Consider the following 26,975-nt stretch of genomic DNA (forward strand, 5'->3'; position numbering starts at 1 on the left):
CATAAGATCCCGATCAGCGAGACCTTTTCAATTCCTTTCTTTTTCTTCGAGTTAGCTCTTATCATTTTTCAGCGAGAGGAAATGACTAGAACTGTATAGGACTGTATTTCAGGTTTTCTTCTTATTTAAACTGTTCTGAGAATCGGACATCGCCTTGGTAGAATCCACGGATATCGTTGATTCCGTAACGAAGCATAGCGACACGCTCTTGACCAAGACCAAAGGCGAATCCTGAATAGACTGTTGAATCAATGCCACTCATTTCAAGCACGCGTGGGTGAACCATACCGGCACCCATAATCTCGATCCAACCGGTCTTCTTACATACGTTACAGCCTTCTCCGCCACACTTGAAGCATGAAACATCGACCTCAACAGATGGCTCAGTGAATGGGAAATATGATGGACGCAAACGGATTTGACGTTCTTTACCAAACATTTTTTGCACAATCAACTGAAGCGTTCCTTGAAGGTCAGCCATAGAGATATTTTTCCCTACAACCAAACCTTCGATTTGGTGGAATTGGTGACTGTGGGTTGCATCGTCTGTATCACGACGGAATACACGTCCTGGTGAGATCATCTTCAAAGGACCTTTTGAAAAATCATGGGCATCCATCGCACGCGCCTGAACAGGAGATGTGTGGGTACGGAGCAAGATTTCTTCTGTGATGTAGAAAGTATCCTGCATATCACGAGCTGGGTGATCTTTTGGAAGGTTCATACGTTCAAAGTTGTAGTAGTCTTGCTCCACTTCAAAACCATCCACTACTTGGTAACCCATCCCGATGAAGATGTCTTCAATTTCCTCACTAGTTTGTGTGAGGATGTGACGGTGACCAGTCGCAACTGGACGACCTGGAAGCGTAACATCAATGCTCTCACTTGCTAGTTGAGCTTCAACTTTCTTTTCTTCCAAGAGCTTAGCTGATTCTTCAAATGCAGCTGTCAAAACATCACGCGCTTCATTGACGTGTTTCCCGATAACAGGGCGCATTTCTGCTGATACATCCTTCATCCCTTTCAGGATTTCAGTAAGGGATCCTTTTTTACCAAGGACAGAGACGCGCAATTCTTGCAGCTCTTTTTCATTTTCAGCAGAAATCTGCTTCAAGCTAGCTAGCGTTTCTTCACGAAGCGCTTTTAATTGTTCTTCAATAGTTGACATAATTCCTCCATCAGTCTCTCGTAAGATAAAAAGAAAACCACATGCCAAAAACTCCACTCGGAGCGTTGACACGCGGTACCATCCGTTTTTATCTGACAAGTCAGACCTTTATTTCTGAATCCATAGGCAAGTGAATTCACCCAGCTTTCATATAGAGAGCTTTCAGTCACGGCTCTCCTCCCTGATATACTTCCCCTGAGATACTAGTCTTGCAGATTCCTATTTAATTACTATTCATTTTATCAAATTTCAAGCATTCTTGCAAGATATTTTGCGACTAATCAACATAGTCCCCACCTTCAAAGCCGTAATACTCTTCCAAGCTGAGACCACTTGCAGCGATTTCCTTGGCTTCTTTTCCGACGTAGCGAAGGTGCCATTCTTCAGCCATATAGCCTGTTTCTTTTTCCTTACCTTTGAGATAGCGAACGACAAAACCATAGTCAGCAGCATGATCTAAAAGCCATTGGGCAGCTTTTTCTTCTGTCACCAAATCACCATCTGTACCGATAAGGTCAAATGCTAGTCCAGTTTGGTGTTCACTATATCCAGGTCGTGCAGAATAGCGGTCAGCCTCTGCCTTTCCGTCTTTGTTGACATAGTCCTGATAAAGTTGAGTTTGAGTTTCATAACTTCTGAAACCACTATAGTGGTCGCTGATTGGGAAACCTGCTTCCTGCATAGCAGCAATAAGCTTCAACAACTCCGCCTTTGCTGTAGGATTTTCTCCAGGATTATAGTCCTTAGACAAGGGATAATGCTTATTAGCGATAACAATCTCATCGTACTTCCCTTGAACGCTATAGTAATCTCCCTTATTAACTACTTCTGCCTTTTTCTGGCTTGCTTCCTGAGATTTACTACCGACAGTCCCTTCTTGGACGGTTTTTTCTTCAGTTGAAGTCTGCGTTTCTGAAGTCGCTGGCTTTTCTTGCGAACAAGCTGCCAATGTCAAGGCCAGCAATCCTGATAATACAAGGTATCTTTTTTTCATTGTTTATCCTTTCATTTCTATCATTTGGTCCAAAGTTTCAGATAAGGTTTCAACCAAACCTTCTAATTTGCTTCCCTTAACCTGATATTCTTCAGCGACCATTTCTTCCCAAGGAACCCACCAAACTGGACCACGACCATTAAGACCGTGTCCCTTCATATCACCCTCTCGTCTTGGAAAAATATGCCAGTGGGCATGTGCATCACCGTTTCCCAACAACTCTACATTCATCTTTTGAGCAGAAAAAGCCTTAGAGGCAGCTTCTTGGACCAAGCTCATTTCCTCTAAAAATCGTAGTTTGACAGGAGTATCCATATGGTGTAATTCTGTGACATGTTCTTTTGCTAGGAATAAAGTGTAGCCTTCAAAATACTGGTGATCTCCAATGACAACATAGCCTGTTTCCAGTTCCTTCACAAAGTAAGGATTTTCCCCTGACTTAATCCATTCAATTCGTTGGCAAATCAAGCACATCTTAGTCTACCAATCCACTCTTAAGATATGCGTCCACCATACGCTCAGTAGCAAGAACAGAATCAATATGAGTCCGCTCATAAGAGTGACTAGACTCGATACCCGCTCCGAGAAGGGCATGTTTGACTTCTGCTCCAGCTGACATAGCTGCAGAAGCGTCTGAACCGTAAAATGGATAGATATCGAGTTTAAATGGAATATCCTGCTCTTTTGCCAAGGCAACCAGATGTTGACGGAATTCGTAGTGATAAGGACCTGAAGCATCTTTGACACAGATTGACACTGTGTACTCATCCGTCTGCTGGTCATCTCCCATTGCTCCCATATCTACTGCTAGATATTCGACAACTTGACTTGGGATACTTGAGTTAGCACCATGGCCCACTTCTTCAAAGACTGAAAAAGCAAAATGGGTGGTGACAGGAAGTTCAACCCCCTCTTCCTTATAGACTTTAAGGAGATTTAGAAGGATAGCTGCACTGACCTTATCATCCAAATGACGCGATTTGATAAAGCCTGTCTCAGTTACGACAGTTCGTGGGTCAAAGCTGATAAAGTCACCAACCTCAATACCAAGTGCGCGTGTTTCTTTTTCATTGGTCACTTTTTCGTCCAAACGCACTTCCATATTGTCCTGCGTGCGTTCAGCAGTGCCAGCGTCCTTGTATACATGACAAGAAGTCTGGTGGATCAAAATGGTACCTGAAATAGTCTTACCTGTACTAGCCACATGAACTGTACAGTTTTCTCCTTCAATCATATTCCAAGGGTAGCCACCAATACGGTCCATTTTAAGACGACCATCTGGTTTAACAGCGCGAACGATAGCTCCCAAGGTATCCACATGAGCGGTCACATAACGCTGTTGCTCGTCATTTTTACCTTTGACAGTAACATTGACACCACCTTTGGCAGTACGGATTGGTTGATAACCTAGTTTTTCAAGAGTCTCAACCAAATAATTCGTAATTTCACGTGTAAAACCTGTTGGCGATGCGATAGCAGTTAGTTCTTTGATATATTCTACAGTTTGATTCATTTCTTCACCTCTTTCTACCATTATATCACTTTTCCCATTTTAGTATGTGTAAAAAGGAAAAACGAATATACTTTGATTGCAAAAGTATTTTATGATATAATGAAAAAAGTTCTTATGATGAAAGGAAAAAATATGAACAGATATTTCAAAATGACGCTTCTCTTAGCCTTACCGTTGGCATTCTTGTTGGGATGTTCTAAACAATCATCAATAACTTCTAACTCCTCAAAAGCAGAGACAACTGAGGTAAAAACGACTGAAGCTGAAACTACAGAAAAGAAAGCTGAATCAAAAACTGTAGTCTTTGTTCATGACAGTAATCCAGGAAGACATTCTACCTTGACATATACTGTTGAGGGTGATGACGTTATGAAACAAGAAGTTTATAATGTTTTTGAACCTGAGATACTCAATAAGAGCGCTGATGAGCTTAAAGAACTTATCGTGAAAACTTATAAAGGGTATGAGGGAATCAAAGGTGTTACACAAAATATCGAATTCAAAGATGGAAAAGTCATCCATACCATGGTCATTGACATGACTGTAGTCAATCTTGATGAGATGAAAAAAGCAATGCCTAATGAATATTCAGGAGCTGGAAAACGTGTGAGTTTTTCAAAAACTAAAAAGATGCTTGAGGGCCTTGGATATACTGAAAAAACGAACTAAGAGTAATAAAAAAACCTTGGCATAAGCCAAGATTTTTTTTATTCCATCTCAAAAGCTTCACTCTTTTGCTTATTTGGAAGAACAAGGGAAAGTAAAATCCCAATGATCGCTGGTACTAACCATGGCAATGAAGCCTTAGCAAATGGTAGAGCATTCACAATATTGGCAAGGAAAGTCACTTCAAATGAACTTCCCAAGACACTAGCTACGGCAATAGCTGTAACAAGACCCATCGTCATTTGCATGCCTGGTTTTGAAAGTGGTACAAATTTGTTCACAATCACAATCATAACAATCACAATGGTAATTGGATACAAGATAACTAGGACAGGGATAGAATATTTGATGATTGCATCAAGACCAAGGTTGGCAATGGCAAAACCAATCAAGGTAAAGACAGTCGCATAAACCTTATAGCTGAGTTGTGGGAAACGTCCGTTAAAGAATTCAGCAGTTGAAACAATCAAACCTACAGTCGTTGTGAAGCAAGTTACTGTTACCATGGCTGCTAGGAATAATTGAGCTGTTGAACCAAAGATTTCTTGGGTCGCTTGTGACAAGATATAAACCCCTGGAGTTCCACCCTTCATCGCTTCTTCTGTCATTGGGAAGTGATTTCCAAGGAAACCTAGGCCAATGTATAGAGCACTAAAGCCAAGCGCTACGACAATTCCGACTACCCAAATGGTTGAGATGTACTCTTTCTTACTCGAAAATCCAAGTTGTTTCAAGGTTTCAACCGCGATTACACTAAAGGCAACAGATGCGAGAGCATCTAGAGTATTATATCCTTCAAGGAATCCTGCTCCAAATGCTGAAGCTTGATAAGCTGCTGTAGCTGCTTGTGGAGCATTTCCACCATATTTGAGGGCTCCAAGGATTACCAAGATGATAATTAAGAGGGCAAAAACTGGTGTCAAAACACGACCGATACGATCCAAAATCTTTGAAGGATTAAGCGCGATTAAGAATGCTGCAACAAAGTAGATAAGGGTAAAGGCAATCAAGCCTAGACCTTTGTCAGCATCTGCCAAGAGGGGACTAATCCCTACTGCATAAGAAGTTGTTGCAGTACGTGGAATGGCAAAGAATGGACCAATCGACAAGTACAAAACTGCTAGATAAATCGTTGCAAACCAAGGAGAAATCTTTGTAGAAATCTCATAGATATATCCCTTAGGATTTAAGGTTCCGATAATCAAGGTCAAGACGGCAAGTCCAACACCTGAAAGTACAAATCCTGCAATGGCAGGGAGAAAGTGTTCCCCAGATTGAGCACCTAGGGTAGGGGGGAAAATCAAATTACCCGCACCAAAAAATATTCCAAACAGGAGTAATCCTGTTAAAGCACCTTTTTTAGCCATAAACTCTCCTTATAAAAAATAAAATACTTTCTTAGTATAACATGATTAAAGGCTTGAAAAGGCTATCTCGGAATAATTTTAAAATGTTTTCAATTTTCTGATTTTTAGAGCAAATAAACTCCCTTTAAAACCTTTCTTATTTTCGGTCTTAAAGGGAGTTTTTTCTTATTCTAAGGCATCCATGCCACCTTGGACATTGATAACCTCATATCCTTGTTCTGCTAAAAATTGACAAGCGCGAGCTGAACGCATTCCTGATTTACAAATCACATAGTAAAGATTATCCTTATCTAGTTGTTTATAAGTATCAGCTAATTGGCTGAGAGGAAAATTACGAGCGCCTTCTAAATGAAGAGTCTCAAATTCCTCTACTTCTCTCACATCTAATACAGAAAGCGACTCTTTCTGGTATAGTTGGTAAAAATCATTAAAAGTAATTTCTTTCATTTTTCTTCTCCGAGAATTTTTTGAATTCTTTCTTTCAAGTTAGGCAAAACATCTGCTTCAAACCAAGGATTCTTTTTCATCCAGATTTGGTTCCGAGGTGACGGGTGAACCAAAGGGTAATAATCTGGCAAATAATCCTTAAAGCGATGCACACGGTCTGTTACCTTGCCACTAACTTTCTCATGCAGATAGTAAGCCTGAGCATACTGACCAATCAAAAGCGTCAATTGAATATCTGGTAATTCTTTTAAAAGTTTAGGGTGCCACTTTTCTGCAAAACCAGGTCTAGGCGGTAAGTCACCGGATTTTCCATGCCCTGGAAAATAGAAATCCATTGGCATAACTGCAAAATAACCTGACTTGTAAAAAGTATCTTCGTCCACACCCAACCACTCTCGCAAGCGGTCGCCACTTTTATCCTTCCAGTAAAGCCCCGCTTCTTGGGTTTTTAGCCCAGGTGCCTGCCCAATGATATTGATACGAGCTGTTTTAGGAGCAGCAAAGAGAGGTTCGATTCCTTGCTCAGTATAGTGTTGATTTTGTGGATCAGCCATGATGGCTTGTTTGATTCTTTCGATTTGAGACATCTACTCTCCCTCCAAAAAGAAGTCTAAGCATAAAATCTCAGACTTCTATAGCATTATTTGATCAATTCATAGATAGCTTCAGCGTAGATGGCTGCTGCACGGAAGAGATCATCCAAGGCGATAAATTCGTTGGCTTGGTGCATGGTATCGATAGAATCTGGGAACATAGCACCGTAGGCTACACCACGCTCTAAGAGACGGCCAAATGTTCCGCCACCAATAACTTGTTCATGCCCTTGAAGACCTGTTTGTTTTTCATAAACATTTAACAAGGTTTGGACAAGCGGATCTTCCATTGGTACATAGTGAGGTGTGTGACCATGTTCAGAAAGGCTAACTGAATCAACTGGCAAGGTTTCAAGAACTGACTTGATTTGCTCTGGACTTGTTCCTTTTGGATAACGGAAGTTAAGGGCAATGGTATTGTCAGCACTTGTTTCATCAAAGCGGAAGACACCAGCATTCATAGAAAGGGCACCCATCTTTTCATCCACATGAGCCACATTCAAATTTTTACCTTCATGGTCATTTAAGAGAATCTTTCCTGCAATGTCAAGGAAGTCTTTTGCAGCTCCTTCAAAGGCAAATTGGCTGAGGAAGAGGGCTAGGTAAGTTGCACCATTGACACCTGAAGCAGGCATAGCACCGTGGGCAGATTTACCGATAATTGTAACCTTGTACTTACCATTCTCTTCTTGAATGTCTCCTCTAAGCTTGTGCTCTGCAACAAAGACATCTAGTTTCGCTTGCAAATCAGCCAAGTCACCTGAAACAACTGCCGTTGCTGATTCTGGCACCATGTTTTCACGCAAACCACCTGTGAAGCTGTGAAGACGAGCTGCACCCTTGTTTTCACCAGCAAAGTGGAGGTATTCTGTGATATTTCCTTTTTCACCATTAATAATAGGGAATTCAGCATCTGGAGAGAAACCAAAATCTGGCTTCGCAAGTCCTACATGCTCAAAGTAGTAGTCCATGTCTGCCCAACCTGATTCTTCATCAGTTCCGACGATAAAGCGAACTTTTTTAGAAGTTGGAAGTCCCAATTCTTTGATGATTTTTAAACCATAGTAACATGCAGTTGTAGGACCCTTATCATCTGAAGCACCACGCGCATAGAGACGACCATCTTTGATAGTTGGAGTGTAAGGATCAGTATCCCATCCACTACCTGCTGGCACTACGTCCATGTGGGCAAAGATTCCGAGAACTTCTTCCCCTTCACCAAACTCAAAATGTCCTGCATAGTTGTCGACATTTTTTGTTGGGTAACCATCACGGTCTGCGATTTCAAGGAATTTCTCCAAAGCTTTTACTGGACCAGGTCCAAATGGGTGCTCCGCATCTGCCTTACTGTCATCACGTTCTGAGTTGATTTCTAAAAGGCTAAACAAGTCAGCCAAGAGGGCTTCTTTACGTTTTTCTACTTCTGCTGTAAAATCAATAACTGTCATTTTTACTTCCTATCTTTTTTCGATAATTTCGTCTACTGGCAAGCGGTAGCTTGGTTCCAACTTCTCGTCTGTGTATCCTACTGTGATCAAAAGTTCTGGACGGAAGCGTTCTTCAACTTCCAAGACTTCATTGGCTTTTGATTTATCAAAACCAAGGATAATGTTTGATCCGATTCCCTGGTCAGTCAATGCAAGGACTAAGTTCATCGCAACCAACCCTGCATTAAGGGCTAGGTAGTCACTGATTTGTTGTTCATTGTAACGCGCAAACTCTGCTGGAAGATTTTTCATAAAGTACTGAAGTTGTTCTTCTGAGAAGTTCTTTGCTCCACCAACACGGGCAATCTTGCGAGCTCGTTTAGCTAGGTCAGTATCTGTAAACAAGGCAATGGTTACAGGGGCAGATGCTACTTGCTCAAAGTTTGAACCGTAAGCCAATTTTGCTAGTTCAGCATTTCTCTCGCGAACCACAACAAACTTCCAAGGCTGACTGTTGTGAGCACTCGGTGCCAAGGTTGCGATTTCAATAGCTGTTCGAACATCCTTGGGATCAACTGGTTTATCAATAAAATGCTTAGTCGCATGACGTTTTTTATTTAACTCAAGAAATTTCATAATTGATTTCCTTTTCTATTTCTACTGCTTCCATTTTACCACATTCTGAAAGAGCTTGCAGAGATTTTTCATTTGTGGCCTAAATTATCTTTTTCTTATCTGATTTACATTTTAGATTACAAACTCAAACTGAAAATTATAATATTTTTCTATCACTTCCATAAAAAATATATATTGGCTATTTGATTGATTGTCTGGTAAGCTAGGTATCATGAAGTAAAGGAGATTCTTATGAAAAAATTATTCTTATTCTTAGCTATCAGTCCCTTGTTGGTCGCCTGTGGACAATCTAAACAGGAAAGTGCTTCAACTTCTACTACTAGCCCTAAAACCATTGTCGTAGCCACTGCCGGAGACATCCCACCTTTTGACTTTGAAAAAGATGGTAATTTAACTGGATATGATGTTGAAGTTTTAAAAGCGGTTGATGAAAAACTGGACCAATACAAGATGGAATTTCAAAAAACAGCTTGGGAGAGTATCTTCCCTGGAGTTGATGCTGGCCGTTACCAAGCTGCTGCCAACAACTTGAGCTACACCAAAGAGAGAGCCGACAAATACCTCTACTCGCTACCTATCGCAAAAAATCCTTTGGTTCTTGTGAGCAGAAAAGACAAGGCTCTTACCTCTCTTCAAGACATCGCTGGTAAAACTACTCAGGATGACACTGGAACCTCTACTGCCAAGGTTGTTACAGACTGGAATCAAAGCCACTCCGACAATCCTGCTACCATCCAATATTCTGGCGAAGATGTGGCTAAGCGTCTGACTGACCTCGCCAACGGTGAATTTGATTTCCTAATCTTTGATAAAATCTCTGTTCAAAAAATTATCCAAGACCGAGGTTTAGACTTGAACGTAGTCGACTTGGAGAGCAATGATAATCCAAACAACTACATCATCTTCTCAAGCGACGAAAAAGAATTTAAAGAACAATTTGACAAGGTCCTTAAAGAACTCTACCAAGATGGAACCCTTGAAAAACTCAGCAAAACCTATCTCGGTGGTTCCTACCTACCAGATCAATCTCAATTACAATAAGATATACTAAAAACGATTGGCTCGTCCAATCGTTTATTTAGTATCTGTTAATTAAAGCAACTCTTACAAAAAATCAAAATAGTTCTTCACATCCTCCACATAGCCATGCTTTTCAATTAAACTAGCTAACAAATCTCTGTTATGGCCTTGATAGTTGTCCTCACGTCGCAACTCTTCATACATTTCGATAAAAGGAAGGCCTTTCTCCTTGGCTGATTCTAACTCTGCTTCATAATCATAGGCAACCTTACGAAATTGGATATTGACCAATTCACCATTTTCAACTTCGAGTAAGGCATACTGGGCACGGTGATTTTTTAACCCTTCCCAATCAAAATAAGGCATACCAATCGAACCTGGATTGATGATTTGTTGACCTTGGCTACCATAACGAAGCAACTGCTTGTGAACATGACCATAGACGGCTACATCAGTAGTTTCATCAAGTAACTGGTCAAATTTTTTGGTATCATTTTCAACCAGCAAATCACCACCATAATTTTTCTCAGGTAAATTATGTGAAAGAGAAAAGCGCAAACCTTCTGCTTCTTTCTTGGCTACCATAGGTAGATTTCTCAACCAATCAATATGCTCTGGGTTTAGACGCTCCATCAGATACTGGGTCAATCGCATAAGCTGGATTTCTTGGGGATCCTCTAAACCATATTGCCCATCTAAAGCCTCTAACACGCAATCATCCCAGTTGCCTCGAACAGATGCTGTAATGGGAAGGTCTTTTAAAAGAGCCACCAAGTCATTTGCTCCCGGCCCAGGAAGAAAAATATCTCCCAGAAGCCAATATTCAGTCGCTCCCAAATTTTTAGCGTCCTCAAGCACTCCAGCTAAGGCTGTTGTATTGCCATGAATGTCTGATAAAATTGCAATCTTATGGTTCATTTTACACACTCTCTTTATTAATATTTATTTATTCTAGCTATCCCTTACACCGTTATAGGTCTGCACCTTTTTTCATTTCACTTCTCCGTGCTAGGGGTTCTTTTAGTTCCTTAAATATCGTATATACTCTACTAATACGTAGATGAGGATTGTTAAACAAATGATAATCTCTAACCAAACGAGAAGGTTGAGGACCGGAAACTGAAGAATGCCTTGGGACATTTTCAATGAAGTTGCTGTGATGATGGTTGGAAAGGTTAGGGCTGAGAAGGCTGGTTGGAAACCTTGTTTTAAAATCCTTGGCAAGCGACTAAGGACAAAGAAAAAGAAGGTCTGTGATGCAAGGATCATAACTAGTAAAATCCAACTAGGAAGACTGTATCCTCCTACTCTCACTAATGCTGCCAAAAGGAGAGAAAATGGAGCACAATAAATTCCTTCTTGTCCCAGCAAAGCGAGCGGTAATGGATTTTTCCTCAAATCTTGATAAATTAGAGGGTAAAGGATAAGTGTTAAGATAAAACCAAAAATCCAAGCTCCATAGGCAATCCCAACAATGCCTACCACGGGGTAGGTCAAACTTGCTACTGCTATTCCTACATAAAGAACCGTCCAAGTTGGTGTTGCACTGGCCCTTTGTTTAACCAAGACATAGTTCTTTGTAAAGTATAAAATGAGGTAAACGTCTAGAAGAAAAGCAAACCACCAGAGAATCTGTGCAACAATGCTCATGTTCGGGGGTAAGATTCGTAATAAATACGTTGATAAAATCATCCCTGCCATGGGAAAGGTTGCCATTCCTGACAAAACAGGGGCTTTCTTTAATTCTTGCTTACTTTCATGCCAGTTATTGAGGTGGCTTGCCAAAAAATAAAACCATAAAATCAAGCCTGACAAACTAAAGATGTGTGATAAAAGCGGAAAAATATCCAAGATGAGATTTCCTGCTCCAGCCAATCCCAATAAGCAACCTGAAAAGGCTAAGGGGAGTTTTTTCATACCAACCTCCGAAAATGACGTTACTATCAGTATAGCATAAATAAAGCTCAGCTAGACAAGCCTTCATCAATTTTTTTGCTATAAAACGATTGTCCCCTTTTAAAATACTCACTAACAATAATGATTAAAATAAATTCATCAAAAAAGTACCTATCATTTGATGGGTACTTTTTTGACATTTCATTCTATAGTTTGGTTAGCCTTTAAAGGTAACGATAGTCGCTCCAGAACCACCTGCATTTTGAGGTGCATAGCCAAAGCTCTTGACTTGCTTGTTTCTTTGGAGATATTTGGTTACTCCTTCGCGGATGACTCCTGTACCGATACCATGGATGATGTCCACTTGGGCCATGTTGTTGAGTAGGGCTTGGTCGATAAAGACATCCAAGGCTTCCATAGCTTCCTCATAACGTTTGCCACGAAGGTCTAGTCGAGCCTGTGGTGCTTTACCAGCAGCACGCTTGACCACGTTAACTTGTTTTTTCTTGACTGGCGCTTCTTGCTGAGCCTGAACCAAGTCAAACTCTTTTTCTTCAAGCGTCATCTTAATCAAGCCAACTTGAGCTTCCCAGCGACCATCCTTGAGTTGATTAGTCAAGGTACCTCGTTGACCATAGCTTAAAACGATGATATCATCTCCAATTTTTGGAGCTCGTTTTTTCTTAGCCTTTTGGAGGACTTTATTTTTAGAAAGATCTACTTTTTCAGGTGCTAACTTCTTGAGTTTGGCCTTGGCTTCGATAATTTCATGTGGTTTCAGTTGAGATTTACTATGAAGATTTTTAAGAATATCATCACTTTCTGCCAGAGCTAAGTCAACAATCTCCGAAGCTTGCTCACGCGCCTTATTGAGTTCTGTTTCCTTCTCACGATTGAGCTCGTTGTAGAGTTTTTTAAGCGCACGGTTCATCTTGAGGTTTTCTTGCTCGACTTGGCGAATATTCTCAAGACGTTTACGGCTTTCAAGCGTCTGCTCTTCCAATTGTTCAATAATGCGATTGACATCATTGTCTTGATTAATCTGCTTGCTGGCATCGCCTACAATGACATCTGACAAGCCGAGACGTTTAGCAATCTCAAAGGCGTTGCTTCGACCAGGTACGCCTTGCATAAAGCGATAGGTCGGGCGCAAGCTAGCTGTATCAAACTCCATGCTGGCATTCTGAACATAAGCCGTTTCAATCCCATAGGCCTTAAGTTCAGGATAGTGAGTGGTTGCCATAGTCTTGACCTGACGCAAGCGCAAGTCCTCTAGGATAGACATGGCAAGGGCAGCACCTTCTTGAGGATCTGTACCAGCTCCAAGCTCATCTAGTAACAAGAGCGAGTTTTGATTGACCTTACCAAGAATATCTACAATATTAGTCATGTGACTAGAGAAAGTTGAAAGACTTTGTTCGATGGATTGTTCGTCTCCGATATCCGCAAAGACCTCCTCAAAAATCCCTACACGACTTCCCTTATCGGCTAAAATCGGCAAACCAGACTGAGCCATCAATTGCGTCAAACCTAAGGTTTTGAGCATAATGGTCTTACCACCCGTATTGGGACCAGTTATGACGATGGCTGTTAAATCCTTACCAAAGTGTACATCATTAGCAACAGCATTTTGCACCAAGGGATGGCGAACATGAAGAAGTTGAATCTCCTGTCCTTCAGAAACTTGAGGAACCACTGCTCCTGTCTCTTGGATAAAGCGGACCTTAGCCCGAATCAAGTCCAAATGTCCAATAATCCAGGCATCATTTGCGATTTCAGCTGCATGCGGTCTTACTCGTTCAGAGAGTTCCTGAAGAATACGCATCATCTCATAGCGTTCATCCGCACGCAGACTGGCGATTTCTTCGCTCAGCTTGACTACTTCACGCGGTTCGATATAGACAGTGTTCCCGCTGGCAGAAATATCATGAACCACACCGGCAATCTTATTACGATAGGTGTTTTTGACAGGAAGAACCTGGCGACCATTTCTACTAGCGATGATACCTTCAGTCAACATCTGAGCCTTTTGTTTAAGAAGGTCTTGCAAGACGTCACGAACTTGGCTCTCACTATCATGGATTTTACGACGGATTCGTGCTAGTTCTTCACTAGCAAAATTCTCAATAAATCCAGCTTCATTGATGGCTTGGAGATTGCCCTGTAGATGTGGGAAATCATGAAGTTTCTCAAACCAATTTGCCAAGTGGTCCAAGCGGACATTTTCAAGATTATCATAGAAATTTTTCAGTTCACGGCTGGCAAATATGACACGTTTGAGAAGGAGAAATTCCTCTATGTTGAGATCAGCACCCATCTCCAAACGTTTGCAGGTAGCCGCAATATCTTTTGTTGCAGAAATACTGAAATGAGGATGCTCAACAAAGAGTTCTTGCATTTCCTTCATCTCTGCAAAGGCCTGTCTAATTTTATCAGCTTTATCTGTTGGGACTAGCTCTTTTAACTGTTCTAGTCCTTGTTCCGTCAAAAGATGAGGTTCAAATAAAGCCTTGACCTTGTTAAATTCTAACGTTTCTAGTATTTTTGTATTCATCTTATTTCCTTAGTATAAAAGTTATGGCTTTTCTTATTTTTAACTCTTTAAATCAATCTCTTACTTTTCGAAATTGTAAACAAAAGGCTAGGAATAGTTCCCGCCCTTTTTAACCGATTAATTTAGTAACCCAAAGCTGTTTAATAAAATTAGTTGTGAATGGAATGCTTTGGATGATATGTCTAGCTACAAAGCTATTTTCAAGTGAATTTTGAACAATTTGTAATGGCACAGTCGCGAGAATCGTTAGCATCATCTGGAGGACAAACAAGGTCACACCGATTGATAGCACACCCGCACCGATACGATAGTATTTCCCATCAAGTATCTTACTTGGTACTAGGTTTAGAAAAAGACCAAGCAAACGGCCGATGCAGTAAAAAATCGTAAAGGCTAAGAGGAAGCCAACGCCTGCATAAAAAACCTTATCTAGATGGAAAAGTTGATTGGATGGGAAAAAGAAAGTTCCCTGTCCTTCCTGCGGATTAGCATAAGGGATTAATAAATTGAACTTCTGCCCTAAAGCTAGGTAATATTTGCTTGCAAAATAAGCAGAGACAATCGTTGCTACAAGATAATATGCTTGCAAAATAATTCCTCTGCGGTAGCCAATATAAAAGCTCCAAGCAAGGATTAATAAGAGTAGAATGGAAATCATAGGGAATCCTCAATCTTACTCTGCTCTTGTTTAGCCGCAACCACTTTATAACGGAGCGATTCTAACTCTTGCTCCTTATCATCAAATTCAATCTCACGGCTGAGCTGTGTTGACAAGCAGTTAACTGCTAAGAGAATAGCTACTGTCTCATCATCAGCTCCAGGCATTTGTTCTTTGATTGCTTCATACTTTTCCGTCGCAACTTTAGCAATCTCCTCCATGAAAAGATTGTCATGTTCAGTTGTCAGCGTTAATGTTTTTTTCCCAAATGTAAACTTGAATCGATTTAAATTTGCCATAAAATTCACCTCAAGATATTATACCAAATTTCACTTAATTTGTCAGTTTTTACCAATTCTAGCGCTTTTATGGTACAATAGAGACTATGGCAAGTATCACATTAACTCCGAGTGAAAAGGAAATTCAGGCTTTTGTTCAAAAGCATGAACATGCACTCACTCCTAGTAAAAATCCCTATATTCGCTACTTTTTAAAACTTCCTCAAGCCAGTGTTTCCGTCTATACATCTGGGAAAGTCCTCTTGCAAGGAGAAGCCGCTGAAAGATACGCTAGCTTTTTTGGTTATCAAGTAGCACAAATAGTTAGCGGGCAAAATTTCCCCTTGGTTGGAACAGATGAAGTTGGAAATGGTTCCTACTTCGGTGGTCTGGCTGTAGTGGCGTCATTTGTAACTCCTGATCAGCATGACTTTTTACGAAGACTCGGGGTTGGAGATTCTAAAACACTAACTGACCAAAAGATTCGTCAGATTGCTCCCCTTCTTAAGGAGAAGATTCAACATCAAGCACTCCTTCTTTCGCCAAGTAAGTATAACGAAGTCATTGGAGAACGCTATAATGCTGTTTCTGTCAAGGTAGCTCTTCACAATCAAGCAATCTTTCTCCTCCTTCAAAAGGGAGTTGAGCCTGAAAAAATTGTTATTGACGCCTTTACCAGCTCACAAAATTATGAAAAATATCTAAAAAATGAAGCCAATCATTTTCCTAATCCAGTCACGCTAGAGGAAAAAGCTGAGGGCAAGTACTTGGCTGTTGCAGTTAGCTCCATCATTGCGCGTGATCTCTTCCTAGAAAATCTTGAAAACTTAGGACGAGAGTTAGGCTATCAACTTCCAAGTGGTGCTGGAGCTGCTTCTGACAAGGTAGCTAGCCAAATACTTCAAGCATATGGAATGAAAGGGCTCGGCTTCTGTGCAAAGCTGCATTTTAAAAACACAGAAAAAGCCAAGCAACTTCTAGAAAGGTAAAAGTATGAATTATTTTAAAATATTTTTAAAAGAGTGGGGAATTTTCTTCCTGATTATTGCATTAGTAGGTCTCAGCCGTCTCTTTCTCTGGAGCAATGTTCGTGTAGAAGGACACTCTATGGACCCTACTCTAGCTGATGGAGAAATTCTCTTCGTTGTCAAACATCTCCCTATCGATCGCTTTGATATAGTTGTCGCTCATGAGGATGAAGGGAATAAAGATATCGTGAAGCGAGTCATCGGATTGCCAGGTGATACCATCCGTTACGAAAATGATAAGCTCTACATCAACAATCAAGAAACCGATGAGCCTTACCTAGCAGATTATCTCAAACGCTTTAAAGAGGATAAACTCCAATCAACCTATACCGGAGATAGCTGGGATGGGAAAAAAGGCGAGTACTTCAGAAGTCTTGCTGAAAAAGCTGATGCCTTTACCTTAGATGTTAACTTCAATACTAGCTTTACCTTCACTGTTCCAGAGGGACAATACCTCCTACTTGGTGATGACCGTCTGGTATCTAGTGACAGTCGACATGTTGGTACTTTTAAAGCAAAAGATATCATTGGAGAGGCTAAATTCCGTTTCTGGCCACTCAAACGTATCGGAACATTTTAAGAACACTAAGAGGCCGAGAAATATAAATCTCAGCCTCTTCTCATTCTATTCTGAATGATAGATTTCATTCAGGAATGTAAAGGAATTATATGGAAGTCTATTTTACAGGTACGATTGAACGTATTATTTTTGAAAATGTCAGCAACTTTTACCGTATTCTCCTTTTAGATATAGATGATACCAATGCTGAGGACTTTGATGATTTCGAGATCATTGTTACAGGGACCATGGCTGATGTTATCGAGGGAGAAGAATACACTTTCTGGGGGCAGATTGTCCAACACTCCAAATACGGAGAACAACTGCAGATTTCCCGTTACGAAAGAGCAAAACCAACTAGTAAGGGATTGGTCAAATATTTCTCTAGCAGCCATTTCAAGGGGATTGGTCTCAAAACTGCCCAAAAGATTGTGGAACTCTATGGGGAAAATACTATCGATGAAATCCTAGAACATCCTGAAAAACTTGAGACTATCTCAGGGCTGTCTTCTAAAAGTCGTGAGGCCTTTGTATCCACACTCCGTCTCAACTACGGTACAGAAATGGTCTTGGCCAAGCTTGCCAACTATGGCATTCCTAATAAATTAGCTATTCAAATTCAGGATACCTACAAAGAGGAAACCATCGATATCGTTGAGAACTATCCTTACCAGTTGGTAGAAGATATCAAGGGTTTGGGTTTTACCATAGCTGACCAATTGGCACAAGAATTGGGCATTGAAAGCCAGGCACCTGAACGTTTCCGAGCAGGACTCATTCATAGCCTTTTAAACGCTTGTATGGAAAGTGGGGATACTTATGTTGAAGCTAGAGACTTATTAGAAAAGACTCTAAATCTACTGGAATCCTCACGTCCTGTAGAACTAGAACCAAGTCAACTTGCTCAAGAATTGTCCAATCTCATTGAAGAAGAAAAAGTTCAACAAGTTGACACCAAAATCTTTGACAACAGTCTCTTTTTCGCTGAAGAAGGGATTCATAATCACCTCATTCGTATCCTTGAAAAAGAAGAAACCGATAAACAAGAAACAGAAATCATCCAGGAGCAGATCGCAATTGTTGAGGAAGAATTAGGCATCCAATACGATGCCATTCAAAAACAGGCAATCTGCGATGCTATCCAAAACAAGGTCTTTATCCTGACCGGCGGACCTGGTACTGGAAAAACCACTGTTATCAATGGGATTATTGCCGTCTATGCTCTATTAGAAGGTCTGGACCTTCGAAAGAAAAGTAATCTACCGATTCTCCTTGCTGCTCCAACTGGTCGTGCGGCTCGTCGCATGAATGAACTAACAGGCTTGCCGAGTGCAACCATTCACCGCCACTTGGGTATGACTGGTGACGACGACACAAGCCATTTAGAAGATTATCTAGATGCTGACTTTATCATCGTAGACGAGTTTTCTATGGTAGATACTTGGCTAGCCAATCAACTCTTCTCAAATATCTCCTCTACTAGTAAAATTCTCATCGTTGGAGATAGTGATCAGTTGCCATCGGTTAGCCCAGGCCAAGTTCTGGCTGACTTGCTCCAGATTCCAAGTATTCCTCAAACACGCTTGGAACGAATTTATCGTCAGAGCGAAGAATCAACCATTGTCACACTTGCGAGTCGGATTCGTCAGGGAATTTTACCTGCAGATTTCACTCAGAAAAAAGCAGACCGTTCCTACTTTGAAATCGCTAGTAACCAGATCCCAGCGACCATTGAAAAAATCCTAGACGCTGCCATCAGAAGTGGCATCCCTGCACGAGACATCCAAGTTCTAGCTCCTATGTATCGTGGTACAGCAGGAATCGATGCCATCAATCAACTCATGCAAGAACTGCTCAATCCTCTTCAAAAAGGACAGATTAGTTTTGAAGCAAGTCAGTTTCAGTATCGTAGTGGAGATAAGGTCATTCATTTGGTTAACGATGCAGAAGTCAACGTTTTTAACGGAGACCTAGGCTACATCACGGACCTCATTCCTGGAAAATACACTGAATCTAAACAAGATGAAATAATGATTGATTTTGATGGGAACGAAGTCGTCTATCCACGCAACGAATGGTATAAAATTCGTCTTGCCTACGCCATGAGTATCCATAAATCTCAAGGAAGTGAATTCCCAGTTGTGTTTCTTCCCATCACCAGCGCTAGCAAGCGCATGCTGGAGCGTAACCTCATCTACACTGCTATTACTCGGGCTAAAAGCAAACTCATTCTACTCGGTGAACTTCAAGCCTTTGATTATGCGACTAAACATATTGGAACTGCTCGAAAAACCTATCTGATTGAACGTTTCAGCGACTTAACTGAAAGCTCTGAAGAAATAAATGAGCCAATTCTTGAAACAGAAAACCAGATTGATCCTCATCAACCTTACATCCTGACTGAAGAAAACTGGACTAGTATCCCAGCCATGATTGGGATTAGCCAAGATGACCTTGATGAGTTTTTCGGAAAATAAAGCACAAAAAAACCACCGGATTCGGTGGTTTTTTATCTTTTCAGATTATTTTACTGTTGCAGTGCTTGTGATCAATTCAACAGCTTTTTTGATTGTGATATCGTGTTTCAACATGTCGGCTGAAAGCAAGCTTTGTACTTGGGCAACTTCCATGTTGTAATCTGCAGCCAATTGCTCGATTTCTTTTTGGATTTCTTCTTCAGTAGCGTCAAATCCTTCAGCTTTCGCAACTGCTTCGATAACAAGGTTAGTCTTAGTGCGTGACTCAGCTTCTGCTTCGTATTGTTTGTGAAGGTCTTCTTGAGTAGTTCCAGTGATTTGGAAGTACATATCAGGGTTGATACCTTGACGTTGCAAGTTTCCAAGGAACTCATTTACTGAGCGGTGAACTTCTTCGTGGATCATTTCTTCTGGAAGTTCTACGATTTCAGCGTTTTCAACTGCTTTATCAATTGCTGCACCTTCAACGGCATCATTGTAAGCTTCTTCTTTAGCAGTAGCTAATTCTTTGCGGTATTTTTCTTTCAATTCGTCAAGAGTTTCAACCTCTTCGTCGATATCTTTTGCAAGTTCATCGTCAAGAGCTGGAACTTCTTTAGCTTTAACTTCGTGGATAGTTGTTACGAATTTAGCTTCTTTACCTGCAAGGTCTTCTGCTTGGTAGTCTTCTGGGAATGTTACGATAACGTCAACAGTTTCACCAGCTGAATGTCCAACTAATTGGTCTTCGAAACCAGGGATGAATTGACCTGAACCAAGTCCAAGTGAGAAGTTTTCACCTTTTCCGCCGTCAAATTCAACACCGTCGATAGAACCAACAAAGTCGATAACAACAGTGTCGCCTTCTTCAGCAGCACCTTCTTTGATCACCAATTCAGCCAAGTTGTTGCGTTCACGTTCGATACGCTCTTCAACATCAGCGTCAGTTACTTCTTTATCTACATCAACTGATACTTCAAGGTTTTTGTATTCACCCAATTTTACTTCAGGTTTTGTAACAACTTCTGCAGTGATAACCCAATCTTGACCTTTTTCCATAGAAGTTACGTCAATTTTTGGTTGAGCAACTACTTCAAGACCAGCTTCTTTAACAGCTGCTTCATAAGCGTCTGGCAAAAGAGCGTTCATTGCATCTTGGTAAAGTGCTTCTTCACCAAATTTTTGGTCGAAGATAGGACGTGGAAGGTGACCTTTACGGAAACCTGGAACGTTAAGAGTTTTCTTTACTGAGTTAAAAACACGGTCCAATTCTGGTTTGATTTGGTCTTGAGAGATAGTGAAAGTCAAGACACCACGGTTTGTTTCTTTGTTTTCAAATGATACAGACATTCTGTCATTTCTCCTTAAAATTTTTAATACAGTCCATTATACCACATAGTAGCGAACTTTTTCAAGTAATGGATGCGCTTTTCGTCCATGCTTCAGTTACATCCTATGTCCCCTAAAATTCATCAGAACCCACTAGATGATGTTGAAAAGCATAAACTGCTGCCTGGGTACGATCACTGACCTCAAGTTTGGCTAGGATATTGGAGACATGGGTCTTGACTGTCTTTAGGGAGATAAAGAGCTCATCTGCAATGCGCTGATTTTCATAACCCTTGGCAATCAGTTGAAGGACATCGCGTTCTCGCGCAGTTAATTCTTCGTGAAGTTCCATATGATTGCGGTAGTATTCTACTTTCTTACTCACCTCTTGTTCGATTGCTAGCTCTCCAGCTGCCACCTTTTGAACAGCATGGAACAATTCATCGGCACTTGATGTCTTGAGCATATAGCCTTTAGCCCCAGCATTTAAGACTGGCATGATTTTTTCATTGTCTAGATAAGAGGTCACAATCAAAATTTTAGCCTCTGGCCATTCTTTGAGAATAGCTAGAGTTGCGTCAATTCCGTTGACTTCAGGCATAACAATATCCATGACGATCACATCTGGACGAAGCTCCAAGGCCATGGAAATCCCTTCGGCTCCATTAGTTGCTTCTCCAACAACCTCTACATCATCTTGTAGTTCAAAATAACTTTTTAAACCAAGTCGCACCATTTGGTGGTCATCTACTAATAATAGTTTCATTTTATTTCCTTTTGTTCGTCAATCAAGCAAGGGGATCCGAATATCCACTGCCAAACCCTGCTTGGGTGCTGTTAATAGTTGTATGCTCCCTGCCATATCTTCCACTCGTTCTTTGATATTGCGTAGTCCATAGCTTAGTTCATCAACATCATCTAACTGAAAACCGAGACCATTGTCTACTACCTTCAACTGCAATTCAGTTTCCGTTTGATAAAGATAAACATCTAGACAAGAAGCTTGGGCATGACGGAGAGTATTACTAATCAATTCTTGGACGATACGAAAGACATGCTCCTCAATCTTTTTAGGCAGTTCGTCTACCTGATATTTAAAACTGACTTTGAGTTCACTTTTTTCTTCCAATTCTTTGAGAAGCAACTGAATCCCCTCAACTAGACTCTTTTGTTCCAATTCTATCGGTCGCAAATGCAAGAGTAGAATACGCAAATCTCTTTGGGCTGTCTCCAAAATAGCTGTTACACTCTGGAGTTGTGTCTGCATCTTCTCTTTGTCTAATCTGGAAGCTTGTTGACTGAGTCCTGATAAAATCATATGGGCAGCAAAAATTTCTTGGCTAACCGTATCATGCAAGTCACGCGCGATTCGCTTGCGCTCCTTTTCAATAATCACTTCTTCCTTGATCAAGGCTTGATTGTCCGCTTTTTGAATGGCTTCTGTCAATAAACCAAGCTTGCCTGATAAGTTTCTAAAACTTGCGTCTAAATCAGCATCTCCAAGGCTTTTAATATCTTTACCAGTTAGCAGACGTTTAAGATTTGCTTGGATTCTTCTTCTTGAAATTTCGTCAACCATTGTCCAAAATAGGACCAATAAAAAAGCTAGGGCAAGACTAAACATCAAAGCTAGAAATAGGACTTTTTCTGTCTTTTCCAAATCTTGGAAGAGAGAAGTCCATTCCAAATCTAAGACCTTAAAAATACTTCGAAATAGAAAAGCAACAAAGAGAAATGAGGTGAGACCAATTAAAATATAGGGTTGCTTTTTCATCCTCTCACCACCTCAACATCTCCAACCATAGTTGTCAAAAGAATCTTAACACTCTTGGGACTCTTGAGATAGTCTCTGGTTTCTTGATGAAATTGCTCATTACGCAAAGCACGTTTAGGCTGGTCAAAAAAGGTTAAATCTCCGTACAGAGAATTAACACTAAGGCTGACTTCAACATCCACTGGTACGATAATTCTAGTCGTACCGACAAGTTTCCTCAAGATGATGACATTATCATGATTGCTCAAAATCACGTGCTCTAGATGAATGGTATCCTTCCCCATGAGACGAAAAAGATTGATATCATCAAAGCGGCAAGTCTGGTAGCTTGAGAAGTGATGAAGATTTCCAAACCAGCGATTCTTCTCCCTCTTTACTGTCACAACATCTTCAAAGACCAGATTGGTATCTTCTCTTTCCTGGTTCATCATAGGGTAAAGCAGGAACAGGCTGTATATCAAGGCCACAAAGATGGCTAAAATGACAAAGGGATTAAGCATGATGATAAAGAAAAATAGGATGCTCACCGCCACTAAAATAAAGTTATTTCCCTGCTTTCCAGTATAATATCGAATCAGCAGTAAAAACAAGAGCAAAATCAGTAGAAAACGGGAAAAATGCTCTGATACCATCATAATCAGAGCTCCTGTCAATAAACAAGCTTCAATAAATAGAAAAATTTGAAATTTTCGCATGTATCCGTCCTCTCCATTTAATTGTATCACAAATCCCAAAAGTCACATCAGTCTGAGGAATGATAAAGAGACCGGGACTAAAATCCCGATCTCCTTACATTTGGTCTTTTGCTTCTTTTAATTTTCCATATAAGAGATAGTCGACCTCTTGCAAATCCTCAATTTTTTTACAATTAAGGGTACACATAATCAAGCGTAGGTCTTCCTTCCAGCTTTCAATAATGGAAATAACGACATCAACAGAGTAATTCTCAACCAGCTCTAACATAGTGCGTGATAGACCAACTGCCTTGGCTCCAAACACTAAGCATTTGATGATATCTAGTGGATTGCGAACTCCTCCACTAACCAAAAGTTCCATCTTGTCTTTCCAGTCTTGGGCATTCAGAAGAGCTTGCATGGTCGATTGACCCCAGTCATTTAGGTAGTCACGCTGTCCACCGCGACGGTTTTCGATATAGGCAAAGCTCGTTCCCCCACGACCAGACAAATCAACGGTTCGTATTCCCATCTCATAAGCCTTAGCAATGGTTTTCACATCCATGCCAAAGCCGACTTCTTTTAAAACAAGAGGCACAGAAATCTGATTAGCATAATCTTTCAGATTATGCTGCCATAATCTAAATTGACGCTCACCTTCTGGCATGAGCAATTCCTGCATGACATTAACATGAACTTGTAAGAGAAGGGGAGTCATCTCTTTGACTGTTTGTAATCCTAGTTCTACAGGTTTGTCTAAGCCAATATTGGTTCCAAGAAGGAGATCAGGGTAACTAGTTTTGACTGAAAAAGAGTCATCTGAAGGATCCTTAAGAGCGGCACTGTAAGAACCTGTTACAAATAAAATCCCACAGGCTTCAGCCACCTGGGCTAATTTTTGATTGATTTCTTTACCCTTTTCACTCCCACCTGTCATGGCATTGATATAAAAAGGAAAGTCCCATTTTCGCCCTGCAAATTCTGTCGAAAGATCAATTTCATCTAAATCATACATGGGTAGTGAAGAATGAATCAATTCAACTTCATCAAAACTATTATATGAACTTTTTTGTTCTAGGGCATAGCGGATGTGTTCATCCTTCCGATTTGTCGTCATGTCCCATCCTTTCTTGATACAAGAGCTCAATTCCTAAATCAGCCCAGCGTTTTTTTAGCAATGTGGTCGAATCTTGGTCAAAGCTAAGTGCTATCCCACAGTCTCCACCACCAGCACCACTACTTTTAGCGACAGCTTTTAAGTCTTGGCTAGCATTTTTTAATTGCCTGAGCAAAGGTGTGTAAATATCTGAATTCAAGCCTTCTAAAAGTTGACTGGCTTGTTCCAGCAAGTCAATAATGGTTTCTTCTTGACCTACATCCAAGGCCTTTACCAAGTTAGCTACTGTTTCTTTTGAAGCCTGTAAAAAGCTAGAATTCATATTATCCTTGATTTGCTTGACCATGTGACTAGACACAGCTACTTCCTTGGTCCAACCAACCAGAAAATCAAATTTCAAAGTTGGTTCTACACTCCTAATATAAAAGCCCCAGTCACGTGCTAATACAGCTTGCAGTTCTTCCTTTTCTAGCCATTGTGCCACTTTCTCGCGGTCAAATGACTGATAGAGGACGAGGTTTTCTGATACGATACAGGCAATGTCCCCCATGGAGCCATTGTCCCCACGTTTAAGAAGTACAGCACTCGCCAATTTAAACAAAAGGTATCTTTCGGCTGGTCTATCATAAAAAGCAAGCATGGCCTTGATAACCAAAACAACCACACTGCCACTAGAACCTAGGCCAAATTTCTTCCCGTCGCGTTCCATTTTCCCACGAATATCTAAAGAAAAAGGCTGCAGTTCAACTCCTTGGGCAGTTAGATACTCCTCCACCAAGGCAACTGTTTCTTGAATCAAGGTATAAGAGGAATCCGGTCGCAAGTCTACACTATAGGAAAACATATCTGAGTAGAGTCGATAATTATTAGACGCTTTAATCTCAGCCGTCATATAGATGGGAATAGCCTTTATTAGCGCCAACTGTCCTGGTTCTAAAATGGCATACTCCCCAGCCCAATAGAGCTTCCCACAAGTTTTAACAATCGTCATCTTGGCTCAAATCCTTTGTTTTTGAAACGATTAAGCGATAGCGTTGACCTAAAAGTTCTGACAAATGTTCCAAGTCCTCTTCCAAGCAAAGAACCTTGACATTAGGGCCCGCATCCATGGTAAAGTAGCAAGATTCTCCTTGTTCTCTAAGCTGACGAACAAAATCCATAGCCTCATAACTAGCATCTGTCAGATAAGAGAATGATGGAGTGGCTGTCTTTGTCGTAGCATGCATAGCCAAGGCGTTCTTCTCTGTCAATTCTCCAACTTTCTTAAAGTCATTTTCCTTGAGGTAGACTAACATATCCTTGTAATCTTGTTCAGATTGACGAATCCACTCATCAAAAGTCGTAGAAGTCTCCACACAGAGCTTCATCCCATCTCGACTGGAAATTGGTTTTTTCTGGTCTTCCAAGATCAACATAATCATAGCTAGTTTCAAGTCAGTTTCGACAGGATAAATCTCTCCACTATCCTTGTCCCAGGCTGCCAAGGGGCCATAAAAACTACGAGATGAAGAACCCGATGCAAACTTAGCTTCCAAGGCCAATTCTCTGCGATTCAGCCCAAGTTGGAAATATGCGTTACAAGCTTTGACCAAGGCAGATAAACCACTGGAACTTGAAGAAAGGCCTGCTGCTGTTGGCATATTGTTCTTCGTATCGATGCGAACAAACCCTGCTCCTTCAGGACGGTAGCGGTCAATGATTTTACTCATCTTGTCATGCTCAGCTTCATTTTGCAATTGACCATTGATGTAAAAGGCATCCGCCTTTGCATCTGCTGGTAAAGGAGAAAGTGTCGTCTCCGTATACATATTTTCTAAAGTCAGAGAGATACTGCTAGTCGCAGGAACCATCTCTTTTTCTGCTTTCTTTCCCCAATATTTAATAATAGCAATATTGGCATAGGAACGTACTGTTACAGGCTTTCGATCCATGTCTGAACAGCTCCTTTCTCTTCTAATCTTTCAGCTAAATCTTGAGCTTGGTGATAGTCGGCTACTAAGGCTATGATACAGCCACCTAAACCACCACCACTCATCTTAGCACCTAAAGCTCCATGTTGAAGAGCAGATTCAACCAAGGCATCAGCCTCAAGGCTACTAACTCCTATTTCTTTTAGATTTCCATGTGCTTTTGTTAAAATGTCTCCCAGCATCACGGCATCTCTTGCCTTTATTGCTTCTTCTGCTTGCTGGGTCAACTCTCCAAGTGCATACAAGAAAGGTAAAGCTTCCTTACCCTTGCTCTCTACAACTTGAATAGCTTCACGAGTGTGTCCATAGACTCCTGTATCTGCAATGACCAGATAAGCCGACAAGTCCATGGCTAGTTCTTCAAAACCAACATTCTTGATAAAACGAATAGGCTGGTCACTAAGGCAAGTCTTGGCATCCAATCCACTAGGATTCATATGCGCAATCATCTCAGCGCGATTGACCAGAATTTCTAACACATCATGTGGAAGTTCTGCTTCAAAATAATCAAATACCGCGCGAATAGCCGCAATGCTAATGGCTGCCGAAGAACCCATTCCACGTTTTTCTGGAATAGCAGAGTCAATTTGGCAACGAATGTAAGCATCTTTGATATTTAGATACTCTAGGGAAGCATAAACTGCCATGGACAAGGTGTCCTCTTCAAAAAGACGCCATGGTGTCCCTGCCGGTACAACCCGACAAGTCACCTCTACCTCTAAAAGAGGCAAAGAGATGGCTGGATAGCCGTAAACGACTGCATGCTCTCCTATTAAAATAATTTTACTATGTGCCTGACCGACACCAACTTCTTTTGTCATTTAATCCTACTATCAGACGAAAATCATCTG

At 40.9% G+C, this 26,975-nt stretch carries 27 protein-coding genes; 5 read left to right on the top strand and 22 right to left on the bottom strand.

Translation table 11 applies throughout. The annotated features are described in order from the left end of the window. Window positions 1-121 precede the first annotated feature (121 nt). The 4 genes from pheS to O3643_RS03190 all read right to left on the bottom strand — a co-directional run bounded on the left by pheS (window position 122) and on the right by O3643_RS03190 (window position 3,696). On the bottom strand, window positions 122-1,168 hold the full coding sequence (pheS, locus tag O3643_RS03175) for a phenylalanine--tRNA ligase subunit alpha (RefSeq protein WP_371499808.1): 1,047 nt from the start codon (window positions 1,166-1,168) through the stop codon (window positions 122-124). Window positions 1,169-1,445: 277 nt separating this feature from the next. Next, window positions 1,446-2,162, bottom strand: a complete 717-nt coding sequence (gene ldcB / locus O3643_RS03180; RefSeq protein ID WP_371499810.1) for an LD-carboxypeptidase LdcB/DacB — start codon at window positions 2,160-2,162, stop codon at window positions 1,446-1,448. 3 nt (window positions 2,163-2,165) lie between these two features. After that, complete coding sequence (locus O3643_RS03185) at window positions 2,166-2,636, bottom strand: HIT family protein (protein WP_371499812.1); 471 nt, start codon at window positions 2,634-2,636, stop codon at window positions 2,166-2,168. A 1-nt stretch (window position 2,637) separates the two neighbouring features. Next, the gene (locus O3643_RS03190) at window positions 2,638-3,696 is read right to left on the bottom strand and encodes a M42 family metallopeptidase (protein ID WP_371499814.1); all 1,059 of its coding nucleotides are present in this window, start codon (window positions 3,694-3,696) and stop codon (window positions 2,638-2,640) included. Between the two features lie 111 nt (window positions 3,697-3,807). Between O3643_RS03190 and O3643_RS03195 the strand changes: the two genes are divergently transcribed. Further along, window positions 3,808-4,344 carry a DUF1307 domain-containing protein gene (locus O3643_RS03195; RefSeq protein ID WP_371500088.1) on the top strand — a complete coding sequence of 179 codons (537 nt, stop codon included), beginning with the start codon at window positions 3,808-3,810 and terminating at the stop codon, window positions 4,342-4,344. Window positions 4,345-4,382: 38 nt separating this feature from the next. Here O3643_RS03195 and brnQ read toward each other — a convergent pair whose 3' ends face one another. From brnQ to O3643_RS03220, 5 genes are all read right to left on the bottom strand, one after another. Beyond that, window positions 4,383-5,708, bottom strand: a complete 1,326-nt coding sequence (gene brnQ / locus O3643_RS03200; RefSeq protein ID WP_371499816.1) for a branched-chain amino acid transport system II carrier protein — start codon at window positions 5,706-5,708, stop codon at window positions 4,383-4,385. A gap of 165 nt (window positions 5,709-5,873) precedes the next feature. Beyond that, a complete protein-coding gene (locus O3643_RS03205; RefSeq protein ID WP_371499818.1) occupies window positions 5,874-6,155 on the bottom strand; it encodes a rhodanese-like domain-containing protein in 282 nt (93 codons plus the stop codon). Further along, the gene (locus O3643_RS03210; protein WP_371499820.1) at window positions 6,152-6,742 is read right to left on the bottom strand and encodes a uracil-DNA glycosylase family protein; all 591 of its coding nucleotides are present in this window, start codon (window positions 6,740-6,742) and stop codon (window positions 6,152-6,154) included. The genes O3643_RS03205 and O3643_RS03210 overlap by 4 nt, the downstream gene beginning before the upstream one ends. 53 nt (window positions 6,743-6,795) lie before the next feature. Beyond that, a complete protein-coding gene (gene pepV / locus O3643_RS03215) occupies window positions 6,796-8,196 on the bottom strand; it encodes a dipeptidase PepV (RefSeq protein WP_371499822.1) in 1,401 nt (466 codons plus the stop codon). A 9-nt stretch (window positions 8,197-8,205) separates the two neighbouring features. Then, window positions 8,206-8,811: a nitroreductase family protein gene (locus O3643_RS03220; RefSeq protein WP_195183804.1), complete on the bottom strand. Its 606-nt coding sequence runs from the start codon at window positions 8,809-8,811 to the stop codon at window positions 8,206-8,208. 231 nt (window positions 8,812-9,042) lie between these two features. On the opposite strand from O3643_RS03220, the gene O3643_RS03225 reads away from it, so the two are divergent. Then, on the top strand, window positions 9,043-9,852 hold the full coding sequence (locus tag O3643_RS03225) for an amino acid ABC transporter substrate-binding protein (protein WP_250306866.1): 810 nt from the start codon (window positions 9,043-9,045) through the stop codon (window positions 9,850-9,852). 63 nt (window positions 9,853-9,915) lie between these two features. On the opposite strand, the gene O3643_RS03230 is transcribed toward O3643_RS03225, so the two are convergent. From O3643_RS03230 to zapA, 5 genes are all read right to left on the bottom strand, one after another. Then, window positions 9,916-10,749 (bottom strand): metallophosphoesterase, encoded by an 834-nt coding sequence (locus O3643_RS03230; RefSeq protein WP_250306865.1) that lies wholly within the window; start codon window positions 10,747-10,749, stop codon window positions 9,916-9,918. Window positions 10,750-10,851: 102 nt separating this feature from the next. Next, window positions 10,852-11,748, bottom strand: coding sequence for a TDT family transporter (locus tag O3643_RS03235; protein WP_371499825.1), 897 nt, complete (start codon window positions 11,746-11,748; stop codon window positions 10,852-10,854). Between the two features lie 196 nt (window positions 11,749-11,944). Next, window positions 11,945-14,281, bottom strand: coding sequence for an endonuclease MutS2 (locus O3643_RS03240; RefSeq protein WP_371499827.1), 2,337 nt, complete (start codon window positions 14,279-14,281; stop codon window positions 11,945-11,947). Between the two features lie 109 nt (window positions 14,282-14,390). After that, window positions 14,391-14,939: a CvpA family protein gene (locus tag O3643_RS03245; RefSeq protein ID WP_254733595.1), complete on the bottom strand. Its 549-nt coding sequence runs from the start codon at window positions 14,937-14,939 to the stop codon at window positions 14,391-14,393. Next, on the bottom strand, window positions 14,936-15,238 hold the full coding sequence (gene zapA / locus O3643_RS03250; protein WP_004252047.1) for a cell division protein ZapA: 303 nt from the start codon (window positions 15,236-15,238) through the stop codon (window positions 14,936-14,938). The genes O3643_RS03245 and zapA overlap by 4 nt, the downstream gene beginning before the upstream one ends. A gap of 86 nt (window positions 15,239-15,324) precedes the next feature. Here zapA and rnhC point away from each other — a divergent pair, with 86 nt between their 5' ends. The 3 genes from rnhC to O3643_RS03265 all read left to right on the top strand — a co-directional run bounded on the left by rnhC (window position 15,325) and on the right by O3643_RS03265 (window position 19,281). Then, window positions 15,325-16,206 carry a ribonuclease HIII gene (rnhC, locus tag O3643_RS03255; RefSeq protein ID WP_371499830.1) on the top strand — a complete coding sequence of 294 codons (882 nt, stop codon included), beginning with the start codon at window positions 15,325-15,327 and terminating at the stop codon, window positions 16,204-16,206. A 4-nt stretch (window positions 16,207-16,210) separates the two neighbouring features. Further along, window positions 16,211-16,825 (top strand): signal peptidase I, encoded by a 615-nt coding sequence (gene lepB, locus O3643_RS03260; protein WP_006152198.1) that lies wholly within the window; start codon window positions 16,211-16,213, stop codon window positions 16,823-16,825. A gap of 89 nt (window positions 16,826-16,914) precedes the next feature. Next, window positions 16,915-19,281 carry an ATP-dependent RecD-like DNA helicase gene (locus O3643_RS03265; protein WP_371499832.1) on the top strand — a complete coding sequence of 789 codons (2,367 nt, stop codon included), beginning with the start codon at window positions 16,915-16,917 and terminating at the stop codon, window positions 19,279-19,281. 45 nt (window positions 19,282-19,326) lie between these two features. Here O3643_RS03265 and tig read toward each other — a convergent pair whose 3' ends face one another. From tig to mvk, 8 genes are all read right to left on the bottom strand, one after another. Further along, entirely contained in the window at window positions 19,327-20,610 is a 1,284-nt protein-coding gene (gene tig / locus O3643_RS03270) for a trigger factor (RefSeq protein ID WP_371499834.1), read from the bottom strand. Between the two features lie 112 nt (window positions 20,611-20,722). Beyond that, entirely contained in the window at window positions 20,723-21,355 is a 633-nt protein-coding gene (locus O3643_RS03275; RefSeq protein WP_371499836.1) for a response regulator, read from the bottom strand. Between the two features lie 18 nt (window positions 21,356-21,373). Continuing rightward, window positions 21,374-22,363, bottom strand: coding sequence for a sensor histidine kinase (locus O3643_RS03280; protein WP_371499838.1), 990 nt, complete (start codon window positions 22,361-22,363; stop codon window positions 21,374-21,376). Continuing rightward, window positions 22,360-23,058: a cell wall-active antibiotics response protein LiaF gene (gene liaF, locus O3643_RS03285; protein WP_371499840.1), complete on the bottom strand. Its 699-nt coding sequence runs from the start codon at window positions 23,056-23,058 to the stop codon at window positions 22,360-22,362. The genes O3643_RS03280 and liaF overlap by 4 nt, the downstream gene beginning before the upstream one ends. 94 nt (window positions 23,059-23,152) lie before the next feature. Beyond that, on the bottom strand, window positions 23,153-24,154 hold the full coding sequence (gene fni / locus O3643_RS03290) for a type 2 isopentenyl-diphosphate Delta-isomerase (protein ID WP_371499842.1): 1,002 nt from the start codon (window positions 24,152-24,154) through the stop codon (window positions 23,153-23,155). After that, window positions 24,132-25,145, bottom strand: coding sequence for a phosphomevalonate kinase (locus O3643_RS03295; protein ID WP_371499844.1), 1,014 nt, complete (start codon window positions 25,143-25,145; stop codon window positions 24,132-24,134). The genes fni and O3643_RS03295 overlap by 23 nt, the downstream gene beginning before the upstream one ends. Beyond that, a complete protein-coding gene (gene mvaD, locus O3643_RS03300; RefSeq protein WP_371499846.1) occupies window positions 25,132-26,085 on the bottom strand; it encodes a diphosphomevalonate decarboxylase in 954 nt (317 codons plus the stop codon). Before mvaD ends, O3643_RS03295 begins: the two co-directional genes overlap by 14 nt. Further along, entirely contained in the window at window positions 26,067-26,945 is an 879-nt protein-coding gene (mvk, locus tag O3643_RS03305; protein ID WP_371499848.1) for a mevalonate kinase, read from the bottom strand. Before mvk ends, mvaD begins: the two co-directional genes overlap by 19 nt. Window positions 26,946-26,975 lie beyond the last annotated feature (30 nt).

Origin of the sequence: Streptococcus sp. 20925_1_44, assembly GCF_041432435.1 — a bacterium.
Taxonomy (GTDB): Bacteria; Bacillota; Bacilli; order Lactobacillales; family Streptococcaceae; genus Streptococcus; species Streptococcus infantis.